This window comes from Bradyrhizobium sp. Leo114, assembly GCF_055229415.2.
This window is the reverse complement of sequence record NZ_JBUYEN020000031.1, coordinates 47607-65459: the sequence shown is the minus strand read 5'-3', so window position 1 is coordinate 65459 and position 17853 is coordinate 47607. Positions and strand designations below refer to the sequence as shown.

Genomic DNA, 17853 nt, shown 5'->3' with positions numbered 1-17853 from the left:
CAGCCGGGCGCGGATGATGTGATCACGAACGCTGCCGGTCGTTGACGGGGCGTCGCCCGGAAAGCTCAACGCACTGGAGATGGAGCCGAGGGCGACATGGAGGCATTCGGCTTCACCGCCGGGGTCCGACTGCGCAACGCGGCTAGCGTTCGAGGCTCACTCTACGGAGAGCAATTGCCGCATCAGGATCCTCGGGCACGACGCTAAGGCAAGCGCCGGCGACAAGAGATATCAGGGAAGCCCCGCCCATGAAGCCCGCGATCGCGTACCAGTTCCCTGTTGCACCCAACAGGTACGTGCCCATCAGCGGCGCCGTCGCGCTACCTAAGATCGTGCCCAGGGTATATCCGATGGCCATACCGGTATAGCGAACCTTCAGCGGAAATACCTCTGTATAGAATGTGGGCATCACACCGTAGTTCGCGGCAAATGGAACGAACATGATGATGAAGCCGAGCAGCATGAGGCCAAAGCTCTTGGTGTCCAAGAGCGAGAACCAAATGAATGGAGCCACGGTCATGAAGGCCGCGCCTACAACGAAGATCATCTTGCGATTGACCCTGTCGGAAAGCCAACCAAAGAACACCATAGCTATCGCAAGGAAAAGGAAGGCACTCATTACTAGGATGAGCATTTCTCCACGCGGTACGCCCAGATGTTGGGCATAGGATAGCGAAAAGACGGACGACGTATAAAAGAACGTGCCAGCGCCGACGTATGCCAATGCAAGAAGGATGAGCCGCCCCTTGTAATCCCTGAACGTTTCGAAGAGGGGCGTCTTCACGAGGTGCGCTCTGCTCTTGACTTCTTCGAAATCGGGGCTCTCGGAGACACGAGCGCGGATCACCATTCCAACGACGACCAGAATTGCGCTCAGAACAAATGGAATTCGCCAGCCCCAGGAGAGGAACTGAGGCTCATCCAGCGCACTCAGTGCCAAGAAGGCAAGATTGGCGAGGATAAGGCCGAATGGGGAGCCGGTGTTGACGATGCTCCCAAACAGGCCGCGTCGACCGGGGCCTGCGTGCTCCACACTGATCAGCACCGCTCCGCTGTACTCTCCACCCAAGGAGAAGCCTTGAACAATGCGGACGATGACAAGCGCTACGGGTGCCCAGATTCCGATCGCATCATAGGTCGGCAGGAGTCCAATCAGGAATGTCGCGCCTCCCATGAGAGACAAGGTGATGATCAAGGAGGATTTGCGTCCGATCCGATCTCCCAGATGGCCAAATACGGCAGCACCAATCGGGCGCGCAATAAAGGCAACCGCGAAAGTGGACAGCGACAGCAACGTGCCGACAAGCGGATCAAAAGAAGGAAAGAACAGACGTCCAAAAACGAGAGCAGCCGCGATTCCATAAACAAAGAACTCATACCATTCGACGATGGTCCCCGCTAAGCTCGATGCAAGCGCCTTCGTTGCATCAGCGCTGTGCACAACCTCATTCCCCATCGTAGTCGTCGACATATTTGTCCTCCCATATCAATTTTTGTCTTGGTGCATCCGTCAGAAGCCGCACTGGAAGTGGGATGCTCCCTCCCAACCCCGCCGTTTATGAATGTCCGCGGCTTCCCCTAAGCTCGTTCTTGTGACGTCCTTCAACTGTTCCTCGATCAATGCGATCCGCTCGCCACTGATTTGGATGCTGAGAAAGGTTGGATTCCAGTCGCCGGCCGAGCGTCGCCGACGCCGTCCAGCGCAAGCGTCTGGCCGCGGCACTCGATGAGCTGTTTTGGCGACCCGGCGAGCAGCGCCAACGTGGGCGTCAACAAAATGACCCGCCGATCTTGTGTTGGTCGTTGCTCGAAGGAGAAACTTGCGAGACGCCCCTGGTCATGACGTCGATGGGAAATCGAAAACGCCTACAGAACGCCGAGGTCGGCAAGCACCGCCGCCAGTCGCTTCTCGTTTTCAACCGACAGCCGTCCCAGAGGACTTCTGGCCGGTCCGGCACTCAGACCCAGCATGCCGAGCGCAGCCTTGACGGCCTTCGATAGGCCGAGTTCGACAAGGAGATTGGCCAGCGGCAGCAGCTTCTCATGCTGCTTCCTGCCTTCGACGAGATTCGATTCGACGACGACCGTGCGATGAAGTGAGACGCAGTGGGATGGCACCAGGTTCGCCATGCCAGTGGTCCACCCGCGAACGCCAAGGCAGAAGGCAGGAAAAGCATATGGATCAAATCCACCGCCAAGCACCTGGAAGCGATTGCCGAACCTGGACTTCAGCGACGAGATACGGTTCACGTCCATGGTCGCTTCCTTGATTGCGACAAGGTTTTCGATGTGAACCATGCGGGCGATCGCATCCCCCGTCAGATCGACTTGCGACGTGAACGGGTTGTTGTACAGCATGACCGGCAACTTGACGGACCGAGCGACCTTCTCCACGTGTGCGGCGACCTCGTCGGATCCCAAAGCATAATACGTCGGGATACTGATCATGACGCCGTCCGCCCCACTGGCCTCGGCGTGCTCGGCCAGGCTGATCGTCTCCTTCGTCGTGATGGCAGAGATTCCGACCACGGAAGGGATTCGCCCTTTTGCGATCGACACGGTGGCCTCCGCGAGTTGCTGACGCTCGGGAGTGCTGAGGTAGGCAAATTCACCGGTGCTGCCGAGAGGGATCACGGCATGCACGCCTCCCTCGATCATGTGGTTCAGCAGCCGTTCGTATGAGCGCAAATCGATACGTTCGCCTAACTCGTCGAAAGGGGTGACGGGAAAGGCAAGGACTCCCTCGAAAAGTTCTTTTGTCATTTCCAACCTCGATTTTTTTACTGCTCTGCGTCTCTGAGCGCGTCTTAAACCACATATCAGGCTGTCTGACAAGTAGACTACCAGGCATCAGGTAGCCGGATTACCTTGCGACCGTCTGTTCCGTTTTGTAGAGGTCTTCGAGGGCACGGAGGCGAGAAGGCGCGCGATGGACTCGGGAACACAAAAGGGACTCCCCAGGGTGGCAAAGACCTCGCTGGTGGATGAAGTCATCGCCGCCATACGCACGATGCTGAGCGAGTCCTGGACCGTGGGAAGCAAGCTTCCTTCCGAGCAGGAGCTTAGCCGGCAATTGGGGGTTGGCCGCTCGACGGTCCGTGAAGCGTTGCGTGTGCTCGAGCATCTCGGCCTTGTCGAATCACGCAGCGGGCTGGGTACCTTTGTCGTCGAGCAGCGGATGCCCCCGCCTCGGATTCAATATCCACAGAGCCCGGAAGCGTTGGTGCAGCTCTATGAATTTCGGCGCGCGATCGAGATTCCGTCAGCACGTCTGGCGGCAGAACGCCGAACCGCCGAGCAGTTGGCCAACATCAAGTCGGCGTGGCAGGAGTGCGAGCTCGCGGTCAAACGCGGCAGTGCTGACGAGTTCGCGCGGCTCGATTTCCTTTTTCACGCCGCAATCGTGAAAGCCGCGCAGAACAGTTTTTTCATTGAAACCTATCTCGGCCTGCAGGACACCTTTGCCAATAACGTCACGCTGATCCTGGGACAGGGTCAGCTGAAGGGCATGCTGCACTTCCATGACAAGTTGATCGAGGCCATCGAACGACGCGATGCCAAGGCAGCCGCCCGAGCGGCCGAGGACAATTTCAAGGAAACTGATGTTCGCGTGCAACTGCTCTTGCAGAGCAGCAGTGACGTAGACGGGTCTAAAAAGAGATAGCCCGCGACCCGCGGGCCCCCCCGAATCGCGCACGCGAAACGGTGGTGAAAGCAAGAAAGGTCGCGCACGCCGCGAGCGGCGTGTCAGAAATCCTGCATTTGGCAATCACTCCCAATCCTGGTGACAGGACCGAGCGCCCGGCCAAAATGGCGCGCCATGCCCCGCTTTCCGAATCGTCGGTTGACTTGGGCAGGCGTAGCAATCAGAAAAAAGCCTGAAAAATGAATGGTCGGAGTGGCAGGATTCGAACCTGCGACCCCTGCGTCCCGAACGCAGTGCTCTACCGGGCTGAGCCACACTCCGACTGAGAACGCGGCTTATAGCGTCGGGTTGGGACGACCGCAAGCCGCGCATTTGAGGATTTGAGTCACAGTGGAAACCAGCCTGAAAACCCGGATCCTGCCGGCCGGACCAGCCGCGACCGCGGCGGCGGCCGGCGTGCTCGCAAAAGGCGGCCTGGTGGCGTTCCCGACCGAGACCGTCTACGGGCTCGGCGCCGACGCCACCAATGCGACCGCGATTGCCCATCTCTACCAGGCCAAGGGGCGGCCGGCGTTCAATCCCCTGATCGCTCATGTCGGCGATCTCGCCGACGCGCGGCGGATCGCCCGGTTCGGTGCGGTGGCGACCGCGTTGGCCGAGGCGTTCTGGCCGGGGCCGCTGACGCTGGTGCTGCCGAAAACGGAAGGCTGCCCGGTGGCGGAGCTCGCGACCGCGGGGCTCGATACCGTCGCGGTGCGGGTGCCCGCCCACGCCGTCGCCCGCGACATCCTGCGCGCCCTCGGCCGGCCGGTGGTGGCGCCTTCCGCCAACCTCTCCGGCCATGTCTCGCCGACCACGGCGGAGCACGTCGCAAGCGATCTTTCGGGGCGCATCGACCTGATTGTCGATGGAGGCCCGGTCGAGGTCGGGGTCGAATCGACAATCGTGGGCTGCTTCGAGCGCGCCACGCTGCTCCGGCCAGGCGGCCTGCCGCGCGCGGAGATCGAGCGCGTGCTCGGCAACGGGCTCGATCAACCGCCGGTCGCCGGCGAGAGCGACAACGGCCAGCCGCTCGCGCCGGGCGACGGCGGCAGGCCGCTCGCGCCGGGCATGCTGGCCTCCCACTACGCCCCGCGCACGCGGGTGCGACTCAACGCTGACAGGATCGAGCCCGGAGAGGCGCTTCTGGCGTTTGGACCCTTGAGCATATCGGGGGTTGATTCGGCGGCCGCCGTGATGAATCTGTCTAATAGTGGCGATCTTGCCGAGGCCGCCGCCAATCTGTTCGGCTATCTCCGCGCGCTCGACACCGAAGCCGCGCGTGCGATCGCGGTGATGCCCATTCCCCATGACGGTCTGGGCGAAGCCATCAACGACCGGCTGCGCCGCGCAGCCGTTGGCCGCGAATGAAGGCGGCCGGAGTGAAAGAGACCGGGATGAACATCGCAGATCCGCCAGCGCCGCAGCTTCCGCCGGAACTGATCGACAAGTTTCGCGCCATCGTCGGCGACAAATATGCGGTGACTGATGCCACCGACATCGCGCCCTACCTGGTCGAGGAACGCAACCTGTTCCAGGGCCGCTCGCCGCTGGTGCTACGCCCGGGCTCGACCGCGGAAGTCGCCGCGATCTGCAAGCTCGCCTCGGCGCATCGCATCGCGCTGGTCCCGCAGGGCGGCAATACCGGCCTGGTCGGCGGGCAGACGCCGCATCATGGCGAGGTGGTGATTTCGCTGAAGCGGATGGACAAGATCCGCGAGATCGATACCGCCTCCAACACCATGACCTGCGAGGCCGGCGTGGTGCTGCAGGTGGCTCAGCAGCGCGCCAGCGACGTCGACCGGCTGTTTCCGCTCTCGCTCGGCGCCGAGGGAAGCTGCACCATCGGCGGCAATCTCTCGACCAATGCCGGCGGCACGGCCGCATTGGCCTATGGCGTGGCGCGCGAGATGGCGCTCGGGCTCGAAGTGGTGCTGGCCGACGGGCGCGTGCTCAACGCGCTGTCGAAACTGAAAAAGGACAATACCGGCTACGACCTGCGCAATCTCTTCATCGGCGCGGAGGGCACGCTCGGCATCATCACCGCGGCGACGCTGAAGCTGTTTCCGAAGCCGCGCGCGATCGAGACAGCCTTTGTCGGGTTGAAATCGCCGGCGGATGCGCTGCAGCTATTGTCGATCTCGCAAACCGAAGCCGCGGGCAGCCTCACCAGCTTCGAGCTGCTTGCCGACATCGCGGTGGATTTCTCGATCCGCCACGGCATCGACATCCGCGATCCGCTCCAGAGCAAGCACCCCTGGTATGTGCTGATGGAGCTTTCCTCGCCGCGCGACGATGCACGCGATACGCTGGAAGTGATCCTCGCCGAGGGCATGGAAGGCGGCATCGTCGACGACGCCGTGATCGCGGCGAATTTGAGCCAGCGCCAGGCGTTCTGGAAATTGCGCGACGAGATGTCGGCGGCGCAGAAGCCGGAGGGCGGCTCGATCAAGCATGACATCTCGGTGCCGGTCGCCGCGGTCCCGGCCTTTATCGAAGAGGCCAATGCGGCGGTGGTCAAGCTGATCCCCGGCGCGCGGCCGGTGCCGTTCGGCCATCTCGGCGACGGCAACATCCATTACAATGTCAGCCAGCCGATCGGCGCCGACAGCGCCGACTTCCTCGGCCGCTGGCATGAGGTCAACACTGTCGTGTTCGACATCGTGCTGCGGATGGGCGGCTCGATCTCGGCCGAGCACGGCATCGGCGTGCTCAAGCGCGATGAATTGCCCGATGTGAAGGACAAGGTCGCGATCGAACTGATGCGCAGCATCAAGGCGATGCTCGATCCGTTCGGTATCATGAATCCTGGAAAAGTACTGTGAACGTCGCACCGCCACTCCGTATCGCTGCGCTCGCCATCGCGCCGATGTCCGACAGCGACGTCGCTGACGTCGTCGCACTGTGGCAGCGCTGCGGGCTGACACGGCCGTGGAACGATCCGGTCGCCGATATCGCGCTGGCACGACGAGGGCCCAATTCGGACATCCTGGTCGGCCGCGACAATGGGGTGATCGTCGCATCCGCCATGGTCGGCCATGAGGGCCATCGCGGCTGGGTCTATTACGTCGCGGTCGATCCCGAGCGACAGGGCAAGGGATACGGCCGGGTGATCATGCGCGCGGCGGAGGACTGGCTCCAGGCGGCCGGCATTGCAAAACTGCAATTGCTGGTGCGGCGGGAAAACGCCAAGGTTGGCGCGTTCTACCAGTCGATCGGCTATGAGGAGCAGCAGCTTCTCGTATTTTCCAGATGGATCGACGGGCGCACGCCGCCATGAGTATTTCCGACCGCGTTCGCATCAAGGACGAGCGCGTGCTCTCCGATGAGCACTACGTACTGAAGTCGGTGACCTTCGACTACCGCCGCGGCGACGGTGCGTGGCAGACGCTGAACCGCGAGGTGTTCGACCGCGGCAATGCCGCCACGCTGCTGCCCTACAATCTCGCCGCGCGCAGCGTGGTGCTGGTGCGGCAATTCCGCCTGCCGCCCTTCCTCAATGGCCATGACGATTTCATGATCGAGGCGGCCGCGGGCATGCTGGACAATGAGACCCCGGAGAACCGCATCCGCGCCGAGGCGGAAGAGGAGACCGGCTACCGGCTTCACCACGTCGAAAAAGTGCTCGAAGCTTTCATGAGCCCGGGCTCTGTGACGGAGAAGTTGCATTTCTTCGTCGCCGAATATGATTCCTCGATGCGGGTCGGCGACGGCGGCGGCCTTGCCCATGAGGGCGAAGACATCGAGGTGCTGGAGCTGCCACTCGATGAAGCGCTGGCGATGATCAGAGACGGCCGCATCGTCGATGCCAAGACCATCATGCTCGTGCAATACGCCGCGCTGAATATTTTCCGGTGACTACTTGCGTCATGTCTTTCCCTTCTCCCCTTGTGGGAGAAGGTGGCGCGCATGAAATGCGCGACGGATGAGGGGTTCTCTCCACAAGCGATAGTACGCGTGGAGACAACCCCTCACCCTAGGGAGTCCGTGGCGACCGTCCGAGCAGCCCTCTCCCACAAGGGGAGAGGGCGCAATAAGCCACATCGCGCAAGGATGATGGGCACGTACGCTTTGCCCACCCGTCAGAACAAACTGCCCTGCCCGTCGTCTTCCACCGGCGACGATGGCTTGCGCGGTGTCGCCCGCTTCGGCTTCTGCGGCTCGGCAGCGCGCTCCTCGTCCGTGATCGGCAGCAGCAATTGCGCATCGTCATTGGCGGCGTGGTTGACCCGCGTCGAGACCTCATGCCAGACGAATTCGCCGACCGCCGGGCCCTTCAAGAGCGGCATCGCCAGCGAGACCTCGTCGTTGCGGCAATCGAGCCAGCGCTCGAAGGCGTCGGGCGAAATCGTCACGGGCACGCGGTGATGCAATCTCGCCAGATCCGCGCTGGCCGGCGCGGTGATGATCGCCACCGTATCGACCTCCTCGCCGTTCGGACCCATCCAGGTCTCCGCCAGCGCGGCGAAACCGACCGGCTGCTGGTCGCGGCGATAGATGAAATAGGGCCGCTTGCGGCCGCCCTCGTCGTGCCATTCATAATAGCCGTCGGCCGGGATCAGCGAGCGGCGGCGCCGGATCGCGTTCTTGAAGGCGGGCTTCTGCAGCACCGTCTCCGAGCGGGCGTTGAACAAGAGCCCGACCTGACGGGGATCCTTGACCCAGGCGGGTACCAGCCCCCAGCGCATCAGCCGAAAATGCCGGCCGCCGTTCTCCAGGATCACCACGGGAACGGGTTGGGTCGGCGCAATATTGTGCCGCGGGGGGAAGTTGGGCTGCTCGGCATAGCCGAAGAGCAGCCTGATCGCCTCCGGCGGCGAGGTGATAACGAAGCGTCCGCACATAATCCGGGAAAAATAAGTACTCGTTCAGGACCTTTTAACCGCCCCTGTCAAACACTGGGCATGATGAACGCCACGGGCTCAACAGCAGCACAATCCGATCGCCAGACACCGCGACCGGCGGGCCCGGACGAGGCCCGGGCTGCGGCGTTGCGCGCCGCCAACATCAATCCGCGCACCGGGCTTGCCACCGATTACCTCAATCACTTCAACGAAGCCATCATGCTGCTCGAGATGATTCCGGACATGCCGGAATGTGCCGAGGATTTCCTGAGCTGGCACCCACTGACCTATGCCGAGCATTTCACGGCCTCCAACTTCAGGGCGCGCGACCTCGCAATCGAAGCCTACGAATCGGCTGATCCCACGACCCGCGCCGAATTCGACAACATCACGAACACGATGACCTCGATATTGACGGCGGTAAGCGCCGCGATGGGCAAGGTGCGCCAGGACAAGACCCGTGCCAAGCTAGCCGAGCAGGCCACGATCTGGGTCAAGCCGCTGGTCGCCCTCGCCGGCGGCATCATCAACGGCGGCACTGAAGCCGACATCGAACGGATCATGGCGAGCGAGTAGCTGAACCGGGTACAAATATCACTCTCGCCGTCATGGCCGGGCTTGTCCCGGCCATCCACGTCCTTCCAGCCGCGAAGGAAGGCGTGGATGCCCGGGTCAAGCCCGGGCATGACGAACTCTACGGTTAGACCTCTCGTTCCCAATCGGGCATGATCGGCGCCGGTTTCGCCGGTTTTGGATCGCCTCTTGACTTCCCCCGCCCAGCCTGCCCGTCCACAGCTTGCCGTTTCCGGCGCGATTTTTCGCGACGGCAAGGTGCTTCTGGTCCGCCGCGCCCGCACGCCGGGCAAGGGCTTCTATTCGCTGCCGGGCGGCCGGGTCGAATTCGGCGAATCCCTGCATACGGCGCTGCACCGGGAGGTCGACGAGGAGACAGGGCTCAAGATCGACATCGTGGCGTTGGCCGGCTGGCGCGAGGTGCTGCCCGGGGCGGCCGGCGGCGGGCACTATCTGATCATGTCGTTCGCGGCGCGATGGGTGGCGGGGGAACCCCACCTGAATGACGAACATGATGATTTCAAATGGCTCGAGCCCCATGCGATCGGCGATCTCAAGGTCACCGGCGGCCTGCAGGAGGTGATTCAGGCCGCCCGGCGGCTGATTTGAAGCCCTCTGGCGCGAGATCCAGCGCCTTGCCTGCAGCACAATCCACAGGCATATGACGCTGCCATGTCGAAAGTTCTCCTGGCCGCCCTCATCCTCGTCACGGCGTGCAGTCTCTCGCCCGGCCGGGCGGAGGATGCCGCGGCGCCGTTTGACGGCGACCTGCAGCGGCTCGCCGAGATCCTCGGGACGCTGCATTATCTGCGCGGCATCTGCGGCAGCAACGAAGGCGCCAAATGGCGCAACGAGATGCAGGCGCTGATCGACGCCGAAACCCCCTCCGGCGACCGCCGCGCCCGCATGATCGCGGGCTTCAACCGCGGCTATAACGGTTTCCAGCAGACCTACCGAAGCTGCACGCCGGCAGCGGTCGTGGCGATCCGCCGCTATGTCGAGGAAGGTTCGAAGATCTCGCGCGACCTGACCGCGCGCTATGCTAACTGACTGAGCGAATAGACGTTCGATTGACCTTGGTTGCCGCCATTAACCCTTCCTAAAGAAGTGGCCTAGGCGTGCCCAATCTGCGTGCTACAGCTTTGTGCATGACGTGATTCGCCGTGAATCGCGCCGACATTGCCTGTGAGTTTCATGCGCATTCCAGCGTTCTCGATTGCCCGCGATCCCCTGCCTGACCACGAGCAGAAGCAGGCCGCGCTCTCCTACCTTAACGAGGCTTGGGCCGAAGCGCGTCATGACGGCATCGACGGCGACTGCCTCGCGCAGGCGAGCCTGTTCGCCGCGCTGGCCGAGCTGGTCGGCACCTATGGCGAGGAAGCGGTGGCGAAGTTCGTCGAGGGGCTGCCGGCGCGCGTGCGCAACGGCGAATTCTCGCTGATACTGGCGCGGCAGTAAGTCTCCACGCGCTCAGTCGTCATCACCCGCTTGTTCTGCCGTCATTGCGAGCGAAGCGAAGCAATCCATTGTCACCCCGATTCGCGGCGGCAATGGATTGCTTCGCTTCGCTCGCAATGACGGAGAACTACACCCTCAACGTCTCCAAAAACCGCACTGGCTCGCCCAGCGACGGCGTCACAACCTCGCCCTGCCACATCACCCGCTTGCCACGGATGAACGTGCCGACCGGCCAGCCGGTGACGCGCATCCCGTCATAGGGCGTCCAGCCCGCGCGCGAGGCGATCCACTGGTTGGTGATGGTCTCGCTGCGCTTGAGATCGACGACGGTGAAATCGGCGTCATAGCCGGCCGCGATGCGGCCCTTGCAGGCGATGTTGAACAGCCGCGCCGGTCCCGCGCTGGTGAGGTCGACGAAACGCGCCAGCGACAGCCGGCCGGCGTTGATGTGATCGAGCATCAGGGGCACCAGCGTCTGCACGCCGGTCATGCCGGAGGGCGAGGCCGGATAGGTCTTCGCCTTCTCTTCCAGCGTATGCGGGGCGTGGTCGGAGCCGAGCACGTCGATGATGCCCTGCTCGATGCCGTACCAGATCCGCTCGCGATGGTCGGCCGAACGCACCGGCGGATTCATCTGCGCGTGGGTGCCGAGCCGCTCGTAGCATTCCGGCGCGGCCATGGTGAGGTGATGCGGCGTCGCCTCGCAGGAGGCGACGTCCTTGTGGTCGCGCAGGAAATCGATCTCCTGCTTGGTCGAGATGTGCAGCACGTGGATGCGCTTGCCGGTCTCATGCGCGAGCTTGACCAGCCGCTGCGTTGCCATCAACGCCGCGACCTCGTCGCGCCAGAGCGGATGCGAACGCGGATCGCCCTCGATCCTGAGCGATTTGCGATCGTTGAGGCGATATTCGTCCTCGGCATGGAACGCAGCGCGGCGGCGGATCACCTTGAAGATGCGGCGCAGGCTCTCATCGTCCTCGACCAGCAGCGTGCCGGTGGAGGAGCCGATGAACACCTTGACGCCGGCGCAGCCCGGCGCACGTTCGAGTTCCGGCAAATCCTGCACATTCTCCCGGGTGCCGCCGATGAAGAAGGCGAAATCGCAGTGCATGCGGTGATGGGCGCGCTTCACCTTGTCGGTGAAGGCCGCTTCCGTCACCGTCAGCGGGTCGGTGTTCGGCATCTCGAACACGGCGGTGACGCCGCCCAGCACAGCGCTGCGCGATCCGGTCTCGAGATCTTCCTTGTGGGTCGGCCCGGGCTCGCGGAAATGCACCTGGGTGTCCATCACCCCGGGCAGGACGTGCAGGCCCTTGCAGTCGATCACCTCGTCGGCGGAATCGCAGTTGAGGCCGCCGATCTCGGCAATACGGCCATTCCTGATGCCGATGTCACGGATGCCCTCGCCATCCTGATTGACCACGGTGCCGGATTTTAGAATGGTGTCAAAACGCTGATTCATCGTTCCTCGCGCCCGTGTTCAAGCTGCCTGCCGGGCCTTGTTCGGCACAGTTTAGCGCCTTAACTTCGGTAGGAATATCCGCTAGCTCCGTTTCCCAAAGGAACCTTGGAAAAGGGCCGAACAAGCCGCATGAAAGCAGCATTTCTACCCGATCGGGGCGTGGTCAAGGTGACGGGCGAGGACGCCCGCAACTTCCTCAACGGCCTCGTCACATCAGACCTGACCGACCTTGCGCCGGGTATGGGCCGGTTCGGCGCGCTGCTGACCCCGCAGGGCAAGATCATCGTTGATTTCCTGATCACGGAGGCGCCCGCTGGCCATGGCGGCGGCTTCCTGATCGATGTGCCGCGCGCGCTCGCGCCAGCGCTGACCGACAAGCTGCGCTTCTACAAGCTGCGCGCAAAGGTCGCGGTCGAGAATCTTTCCGACGGGCTCGGCGTACTGGCCGCCTGGGACGGTGAGCCGGCGATGAAGCCCGACCTCTGCTTCGCCGATCCGCGCAGCGGCGCGCTGGGTTTTCGCATCCTGGTGCCCGAAGATTTGAAGGCCAAGGTCGCAGGTCTCATCGGCGCCGACCTCGTCGACAGCGCCGCCTATGAGGCGCATCGCATTGTGAGCGGCATCCCGCGCGGCGGGCTCGACTTCAGCTATGGCGACGCGTTCCCGCACGAGACCAACATGGACCGGCTGAGCGGCGTCGATTTCGACAAGGGCTGCTATGTCGGCCAGGAAGTCGTGTCGCGGATGCAGCATCGCGGCACCGCGCGCACGCGCACCGTCAAGATCATCCTGGACGATCTGGCGCCCGAACCGGGCGCCACCATCGTCGCCGGCGACAAGCAGGTCGGCACCATGGGCTCGGCCGCGGGACAGAACGGCCTGGCGCTGATCCGCACCGACCGCGTCGCTGATGCGCTCGATGCCGGACTTTCGCTTTCCGCCGGCGGCCTTGGTCTGAAGCTTGCCGAGCCTGATGTTGTGCGCGCCGCACCGAAAAAGACCGTCGCATGAGCCGCACTGCGCAACTGCATCCCGACGGCAAGATTCGCTGTCCGTGGCCGGGCGAAGACCCGTTTTACGTCGCCTACCACGACGAGGAATGGGGTGTGCCGGAATATGACGACCGCGCGCTTTACGAAAAGCTGATTCTCGACGGCTTCCAGGCCGGCCTCTCCTGGATCACGATCCTGCGCAAGCGCGAGAATTTCCGTAAAGCCTTCGACGATTTCCAGCCCGAGAAGATCGCGCGCTACAACGACAAGAAGGTTCATGCGCTGATGAACGATGCCGGCATCGTGCGCAACCGCGCCAAGATCGAGGGCACGATCGCAAGCGCGAAGTCCTATCTGAAGATCATGGAGGAAGGGCCGGGCTTCTCGAAATTCCTATGGGATTTCGTCGACGGCCGTCCTAAGGTCAACGAGTTCAAGACCACGGCGAGCGTGCCGGCCTCGACACCGCTGTCGATCAAGGTCTCGAAAGAACTGGCCTCGCGCGGCTTCAAGTTCGTTGGCCCGACCATCGTCTACGCCTTCATGCAGGCGACCGGCATCGTCAACGATCATCTCGTGACCTGCTTCTGCCACGAGGCTTGCGGCGGCAAGCATCGCAGCCCGCGCTTCAAAGTGAAATGACCGGAAGATCACCGGCGCCGAAGCAGGACGCGCGGGCCTGGCAGCGCATGCTGTCCGGGCGGCGGCTCGACCTGCTCGACCCTTCGCCGCTCGACATCGAGATCGCCGACATCGCCCACGGGCTCGCCCGCGTCGCCCGCTGGAACGGGCAGACCAGCGGCGCGCACATCTTCTCGGTTGCCCAGCATACGCTCCTGGTCGAGGCGGTGATGCGCCAGCAGATGCCGCGCGTCGATGTCAGCGTGCGGCGCGCGGCGCTGCTGCATGATGCGCCGGAATATGTCATCGGCGACATGATCTCGCCGTTCAAGGCGGTGCTCGGCGGCGACTACAAGACGGTGGAAAAGCGCCTGCTCTCCGCGATCCACATCCGCTTCGGCCTGCCGCCGGCGCTGGCCGAGGAGATCACCCAGCAGATCAAGGCCGCCGATCGCGGCGCCGCCTATCTCGAAGCAACCCGCCTTGCCGGATTTTCCGAAGCCGAAGCCAAGCGCCTGTTCGGCCGCGATCCCGCACTGCCCGCGGCAACCGAGCGCGACTATCTCACGCCCTGGACCGCAGCAAAAGCCGAGAAACGGTTCCTCGAACGCTTCCAGGCGGTGGCGGCGTGATCTTCTTCCCTTCTCCCCTTGTGGGAGAAGGTGGCGCGAAGCGCCGGATGAGGGGTTGCCTCCACGGGCGATAGTGCGCGTGGAGAGAACCCCTCACCCAAGCGAGTTCGTGGCCATGCCGGAGCTGCCCTCTCCCACAAGGGGCGAGGGCGCAATAACTGGCATCGCGAAGGGTGGCTTTGCCCACCCTAGGGCAGCGGCTATAATCGAGCCCAGTCACGCTGCCGAAGGACCATGATGCTTCACGTCTGCTCGCTTGCCCTGCTTCCCGAAACCGTAAGACTGACCGGCGCCAGCCACGTCCTCACCGTGATGGCCAATATCGCGCAGGTGCAGCGGCCGGCCTCCGTGCTCGAAATCAACCATCTGCGCGTGCAGGTCGACGACATCACCGAAGTGATGGACGGCTTCATCGCACCGTCGGAACGGCACATCGAGCAGGTCCTGAACTTCGTGCGGGGCTGGGATCGTAGCGCGCCGATGGTCGTACACTGCTACGCCGGCATCAGCCGCTCGACCGCGAGCGCGTTCGCTGCCGCCTGCGCGCTCAATCCGCATCGCGACGAGGCCGAGATCGCGCGCCAGATCCGCGCCGCCTCCCCGATCGCCTCGCCCAACCGGCTGATGGTGAGCCTCGCCGACAAGGCGCTCGGGCGGGAGGGGCGGATGGTCCGCGCACTCGACGAGATCGGACCCGGCGCGATGAGCGTCGAAAACCAGCCGTTCCGGGTCGACCTCGAGTGAGTCGCGCGGAAATGCCGCTTTGATGATTGAACTTTTTGCGGGGCAACCTCCACTCAATGGATTGCGACGACCGCGGACGTGATTGGTTACGCCCCTCGCGCGCCGGCCCGGAGGCCTGATGCTGGAGTTCATTGTTTTTGTCATTGCGATCGTCGCATTTGCTTTTGCGCTGAAATCAATGAACGAAGTGGCCGCCTTGCGCGTGCGGCTGGAGGCCCTCGAAGGTGCGAATGCCGCGGCAATACGGCCGGCATCGCCGCCGCTCGTCCCCGAGCACGGGCCTGAGCCGACGCGTGCGACCTCGCCGCCGGCTGCGGCCACGCCTCCGCCATTGCCGCCCGAGGCCATCCAGGCCGCACCTGCCAAGGCCGCGCAAGCTGCAGAACCGGACGCGCCAACCGGCGCGCCGCCTGCGCCACCGCCTCCGCCACCGACACAACCCGGCTTCGAAGAGACCATCGGCACCCGATGGGTGGTGTGGCTCGGCGGCCTGACGCTGGCGCTCGGCGGTTTCTTCATGGTGCGCTATTCGATCGAAGCCGGCCTGCTCGGGCCCGGCGTGCGCACCATGCTCGGCGGCCTGTTCGCGCTGGCGCTGCTCGGCGCCGGCGAATGGACGCGACGCAAGGAAAGCATCTCCACCATCGCGCCGCTGCTATCAGCCAATATCCCGGCGATCCTCACCGCCGCCGGAACGGCTGTGGCATTCGCGACCGTCTACGCAGCTTACGCGCTCTACGACTTCCTCGCGCCGGCCACCGCCTTCGTGCTGCTCGGACTGGTCGCGCTCGGCACGCTCGCTGCGGCGCTGCTGCACGGGCCGGCGCTGGCCGGGCTCGGTGTCGTCGGCGCTTTTGCCACGCCGATCCTCGTGTCATCCGAAAAGCCGGATTTCTGGGCGCTCTACATCTATCTGGCGATCGTCACCGCGGCATCGTTCGGCCTCGCCCGCATCCGGCTGTGGCGCTGGCTTGCCGTTACCACGGTGGTGTTCGCGCTGCTCTGGACCTTCCCCTGCCTGCAATGCGGGCCATCGATGATCGGGCCGCACGCCTTCCATGTCGTCGCGGGATTCATCCTCGCCGCGCTCTTGGTCGTCTGCGGCTTCATGTTCGGACCGGAGGCGGAGGGCGAACAGGTCGAGCCGATCTCGTCGAGCTCGCTGATCGCCTATCTGTTCGGCGCGCTGCTGATCGTGCTGAACAGCTTTCACGCCGACCCCGCGATGATCACCTTCGGCCTCCTGGTCGCCGGCAGCCTGCTCGTTGCCTGGCGGACGCCGGCGGCCAGTGCCGCGATCGGCGCCGCCGCGCTGTTTGTGTTCGTCGTGTTCGCCGAATGGGCGGTGCGCGGCAATCCGGACATGCTGGTGCTGCCCGGCGGCCCCCTGCCCGGCATCGGGCCGAACGCCACCGACGGCTCGGTCTCGCTGCACCTGACCACGGCGGCGATCTTCGCCGGCATGTTCGGCGTGAGCGGTTTCCTCGCGCAGCGCCGCTTTGCAACGACTGCAATCACCGTGCAGTGGGCGGCGGCCGCCACCTTCACACCGCTGGCGCTGTTGATCGCGCTCTACGCCCGGATCGCGCAGCTCGACCGCTCGATTCCGTTCGCAATTCTCGCCGTACTGCTCGCCGCGGCCTTCGCCGCCGCCACCGAATTCCTGACCAGGCGCGAGGACCGGCCCGGACACTCCGCCTCGATCGCGCTGTTTGCGACCGGCACGCTCGCCGCACTCGCGCTCGCGCTCACATTCGCGCTGGAAAAGGGTTGGCTCACGATCGCGCTGGCGCTGATGTCGCTCGGCACCGCCTGGATTTCCCTGCAGCGGCCGATCGCCTTCCTGCGCACGCTTGCTGCGATCCTCGCCGGCATCGTGGTGCTGCGCATCGGCTATGAACCGCGTATCGTCGGCGACGCCGTCGGCAGCACGCCGATCTTCAACTGGCTGCTGTGGGGCTACGGCATTCCCGCCGGCTCGTTCTGGGCAGCCAGCATCTTCCTGCGCCGCCATGGCGACGACGCGCCGCTCCGCGCCATGGAATCGGCCGCGATCCTGTTCACGGTCCTGCTCGCCTTCATGGAGATCCGTCACGCCATCAACGACGGCGACGTCTACCGCAACAGCGCCGGCCTCACCGAGGTCGCGCTGCAGGTCTGCACGGCGCTGGCGATGGCGATCGGGCTCGAGCGTCTGCGCATCCGCACGGTCAGCATCGTGCACAATATCGGTGCGGTGCTGCTGACCGTGTTCGCCGGTCTTGCCGCGGTCTTCGGTCTGATGCTGCTGGAGACGCCGATCCTGTGGCCGATCGATGTCGGCGGCAGCTTCGTCAACCTGCTCCTGCTCGGCTATGCCCTGCCCGCGGTGCTGGCGCTGCTGTTGTCCTATGCGGTTGCGGGACGGCGCCCGGCCGCCTACGGCAACACGCTCGCGGCCGGCGCGCTGATCCTCGCGCTCACCTATGTCAGCTTCGAAATCCGCCGGCTCTACCACGGCCCCGTGCTGTCGCACGGCCCGACCACGGGCGCCGAGCAATACACCTATTCGATTGCCTGGCTGGCGTTCGGCGTCGTGCTGCTCGGGATCGGCATCGTCGTTGGCTCGCAGCGTGCGCGGATGGCCTCTGCCGCCGTCATCGCGCTGACCATCGTCAAGGCGTTCGTAGTCGACATGTCGCAGCTCACGGGCGTCTACCGCGCGCTATCCTTCATGTGCCTCGGCGTGGTGCTGGTCGCGATCGGCTGGCTCTACCAGCGCATCCTGTTCCGGCGACAAACGGCACCACCCCCGGTCGCTGGCGTGGGATGAGCTTGGCGAAGCTCGTGCCAACGCGTAGAT

The 17853-nt window shown here is 64.1% G+C and carries 18 protein-coding genes and 1 tRNA gene; 14 read left to right on the top strand and 5 right to left on the bottom strand.

Features of this window, described 5'->3' with window-relative positions:
• Nucleotides 1–142 precede the first annotated feature (142 nt).
• Nucleotides 143–1471, bottom strand: coding sequence for an MFS transporter (locus tag ACZIRK_RS30775; protein WP_130227709.1), 1329 nt, complete (start codon nucleotides 1469–1471; stop codon nucleotides 143–145).
• A gap of 395 nt (nucleotides 1472–1866) precedes the next feature.
• Entirely contained in the window at nucleotides 1867–2763 is an 897-nt protein-coding gene (locus ACZIRK_RS30770) for a dihydrodipicolinate synthase family protein (RefSeq protein ID WP_245474863.1), read from the bottom strand.
• 199 nt (nucleotides 2764–2962) lie between these two features.
• Between ACZIRK_RS30770 and ACZIRK_RS30765 the strand changes: the two genes are divergently transcribed.
• The gene (locus ACZIRK_RS30765; protein ID WP_165435354.1) at nucleotides 2963–3664 is read left to right on the top strand and encodes a FadR/GntR family transcriptional regulator; all 702 of its coding nucleotides are present in this window, start codon (nucleotides 2963–2965) and stop codon (nucleotides 3662–3664) included.
• 226 nt (nucleotides 3665–3890) lie between these two features.
• Here ACZIRK_RS30765 and ACZIRK_RS30760 read toward each other — a convergent pair.
• Nucleotides 3891–3967: transfer RNA gene (locus tag ACZIRK_RS30760), tRNA-Pro, on the bottom strand.
• Between the two features lie 69 nt (nucleotides 3968–4036).
• On the opposite strand from ACZIRK_RS30760, the gene ACZIRK_RS30755 reads away from it, so the two are divergent.
• The 4 genes from ACZIRK_RS30755 to ACZIRK_RS30740 are packed head-to-tail and all read left to right on the top strand — an operon-like array spanning nucleotide 4037 to nucleotide 7543.
• Nucleotides 4037–5056 carry an L-threonylcarbamoyladenylate synthase gene (locus tag ACZIRK_RS30755; protein WP_474418740.1) on the top strand — a complete coding sequence of 340 codons (1020 nt, stop codon included), beginning with the start codon at nucleotides 4037–4039 and terminating at the stop codon, nucleotides 5054–5056.
• Between the two features lie 26 nt (nucleotides 5057–5082).
• Nucleotides 5083–6510, top strand: a complete 1428-nt coding sequence (locus ACZIRK_RS30750; protein ID WP_474418739.1) for an FAD-binding oxidoreductase — start codon at nucleotides 5083–5085, stop codon at nucleotides 6508–6510.
• Between the two features lie 20 nt (nucleotides 6511–6530).
• Entirely contained in the window at nucleotides 6531–6965 is a 435-nt protein-coding gene (locus ACZIRK_RS30745; protein WP_456645834.1) for a GNAT family acetyltransferase, read from the top strand.
• Nucleotides 6962–7543: an NUDIX domain-containing protein gene (locus ACZIRK_RS30740; protein WP_474418738.1), complete on the top strand. Its 582-nt coding sequence runs from the start codon at nucleotides 6962–6964 to the stop codon at nucleotides 7541–7543. The genes ACZIRK_RS30745 and ACZIRK_RS30740 overlap by 4 nt, the downstream gene beginning before the upstream one ends.
• A 224-nt stretch (nucleotides 7544–7767) precedes the next feature.
• Here the strand turns inward: ACZIRK_RS30740 and ACZIRK_RS30735 are convergent, their stop codons facing one another.
• Nucleotides 7768–8529 (bottom strand): SOS response-associated peptidase, encoded by a 762-nt coding sequence (locus ACZIRK_RS30735; protein WP_456645810.1) that lies wholly within the window; start codon nucleotides 8527–8529, stop codon nucleotides 7768–7770.
• Nucleotides 8530–8592: 63 nt separating this feature from the next.
• Between ACZIRK_RS30735 and ACZIRK_RS30730 the strand changes: the two genes are divergently transcribed.
• The 4 genes from ACZIRK_RS30730 to ACZIRK_RS30715 all read left to right on the top strand — a co-directional run bounded on the left by ACZIRK_RS30730 (nucleotide 8593) and on the right by ACZIRK_RS30715 (nucleotide 10560).
• Entirely contained in the window at nucleotides 8593–9105 is a 513-nt protein-coding gene (locus ACZIRK_RS30730; RefSeq protein WP_456645833.1) for a hypothetical protein, read from the top strand.
• Nucleotides 9106–9291: 186 nt separating this feature from the next.
• Nucleotides 9292–9711 (top strand): NUDIX hydrolase, encoded by a 420-nt coding sequence (locus ACZIRK_RS30725; RefSeq protein ID WP_474418737.1) that lies wholly within the window; start codon nucleotides 9292–9294, stop codon nucleotides 9709–9711.
• 63 nt (nucleotides 9712–9774) lie between these two features.
• Nucleotides 9775–10152 (top strand): TIGR02301 family protein, encoded by a 378-nt coding sequence (locus ACZIRK_RS30720; protein ID WP_474418736.1) that lies wholly within the window; start codon nucleotides 9775–9777, stop codon nucleotides 10150–10152.
• A 144-nt stretch (nucleotides 10153–10296) separates the two neighbouring features.
• Entirely contained in the window at nucleotides 10297–10560 is a 264-nt protein-coding gene (locus ACZIRK_RS30715) for a hypothetical protein (RefSeq protein WP_130225582.1), read from the top strand.
• A 127-nt stretch (nucleotides 10561–10687) separates the two neighbouring features.
• Here the strand turns inward: ACZIRK_RS30715 and ACZIRK_RS30710 are convergent, their stop codons facing one another.
• Nucleotides 10688–12022 carry a dihydroorotase gene (locus ACZIRK_RS30710; protein WP_130225583.1) on the bottom strand — a complete coding sequence of 445 codons (1335 nt, stop codon included), beginning with the start codon at nucleotides 12020–12022 and terminating at the stop codon, nucleotides 10688–10690.
• Between the two features lie 129 nt (nucleotides 12023–12151).
• Between ACZIRK_RS30710 and ygfZ the strand changes: the two genes are divergently transcribed.
• The 5 genes from ygfZ to ACZIRK_RS30685 all read left to right on the top strand — a co-directional run bounded on the left by ygfZ (nucleotide 12152) and on the right by ACZIRK_RS30685 (nucleotide 17823).
• Complete coding sequence (ygfZ, locus tag ACZIRK_RS30705) at nucleotides 12152–13033, top strand: CAF17-like 4Fe-4S cluster assembly/insertion protein YgfZ (RefSeq protein ID WP_130225584.1); 882 nt, start codon at nucleotides 12152–12154, stop codon at nucleotides 13031–13033.
• Complete coding sequence (locus ACZIRK_RS30700; RefSeq protein WP_130225585.1) at nucleotides 13030–13656, top strand: DNA-3-methyladenine glycosylase I; 627 nt, start codon at nucleotides 13030–13032, stop codon at nucleotides 13654–13656. The genes ygfZ and ACZIRK_RS30700 overlap by 4 nt, the downstream gene beginning before the upstream one ends.
• Nucleotides 13653–14267 (top strand): YfbR-like 5'-deoxynucleotidase, encoded by a 615-nt coding sequence (locus ACZIRK_RS30695; RefSeq protein ID WP_130225586.1) that lies wholly within the window; start codon nucleotides 13653–13655, stop codon nucleotides 14265–14267. The genes ACZIRK_RS30700 and ACZIRK_RS30695 overlap by 4 nt, the downstream gene beginning before the upstream one ends.
• A gap of 237 nt (nucleotides 14268–14504) precedes the next feature.
• Nucleotides 14505–15011 carry a tyrosine phosphatase family protein gene (locus ACZIRK_RS30690; RefSeq protein WP_130225618.1) on the top strand — a complete coding sequence of 169 codons (507 nt, stop codon included), beginning with the start codon at nucleotides 14505–14507 and terminating at the stop codon, nucleotides 15009–15011.
• Nucleotides 15012–15129: 118 nt separating this feature from the next.
• Nucleotides 15130–17823, top strand: coding sequence for a DUF2339 domain-containing protein (locus ACZIRK_RS30685; protein ID WP_474418735.1), 2694 nt, complete (start codon nucleotides 15130–15132; stop codon nucleotides 17821–17823).
• Nucleotides 17824–17853 lie beyond the last annotated feature (30 nt).

Bases quoted from the DNA above. Each gene is read 5' to 3' on its own strand.
- ACZIRK_RS30775 (WP_130227709.1), bottom strand. From the start codon at position 1,471: ATGTCGACGACTACGATGGGGAATGAGGTTGTGCACAGCGCTGATGCA.
- ACZIRK_RS30770 (WP_245474863.1), bottom strand. From the start codon at position 2,763: ATGACAAAAGAACTTTTCGAGGGAGTCCTTGCCTTTCCCGTCACCCCT.
- ACZIRK_RS30750 (WP_474418739.1), top strand. From the start codon at position 5,083: ATGAACATCGCAGATCCGCCAGCGCCGCAGCTTCCGCCGGAACTGATC.
- ACZIRK_RS30740 (WP_474418738.1), top strand. From the start codon at position 6,962: ATGAGTATTTCCGACCGCGTTCGCATCAAGGACGAGCGCGTGCTCTCC.
- ACZIRK_RS30735 (WP_456645810.1), bottom strand. From the start codon at position 8,529: ATGTGCGGACGCTTCGTTATCACCTCGCCGCCGGAGGCGATCAGGCTG.
- ACZIRK_RS30730 (WP_456645833.1), top strand. From the start codon at position 8,593: ATGAACGCCACGGGCTCAACAGCAGCACAATCCGATCGCCAGACACCG.
- ACZIRK_RS30720 (WP_474418736.1), top strand. From the start codon at position 9,775: ATGTCGAAAGTTCTCCTGGCCGCCCTCATCCTCGTCACGGCGTGCAGT.
- ACZIRK_RS30715 (WP_130225582.1), top strand. From the start codon at position 10,297: ATGCGCATTCCAGCGTTCTCGATTGCCCGCGATCCCCTGCCTGACCAC.
- ACZIRK_RS30710 (WP_130225583.1), bottom strand. From the start codon at position 12,022: ATGAATCAGCGTTTTGACACCATTCTAAAATCCGGCACCGTGGTCAAT.
- ygfZ (WP_130225584.1), top strand. From the start codon at position 12,152: ATGAAAGCAGCATTTCTACCCGATCGGGGCGTGGTCAAGGTGACGGGC.
- ACZIRK_RS30700 (WP_130225585.1), top strand. From the start codon at position 13,030: ATGAGCCGCACTGCGCAACTGCATCCCGACGGCAAGATTCGCTGTCCG.
- ACZIRK_RS30695 (WP_130225586.1), top strand. From the start codon at position 13,653: ATGACCGGAAGATCACCGGCGCCGAAGCAGGACGCGCGGGCCTGGCAG.
- ACZIRK_RS30690 (WP_130225618.1), top strand. From the start codon at position 14,505: ATGCTTCACGTCTGCTCGCTTGCCCTGCTTCCCGAAACCGTAAGACTG.
- ACZIRK_RS30685 (WP_474418735.1), top strand. From the start codon at position 15,130: ATGCTGGAGTTCATTGTTTTTGTCATTGCGATCGTCGCATTTGCTTTT.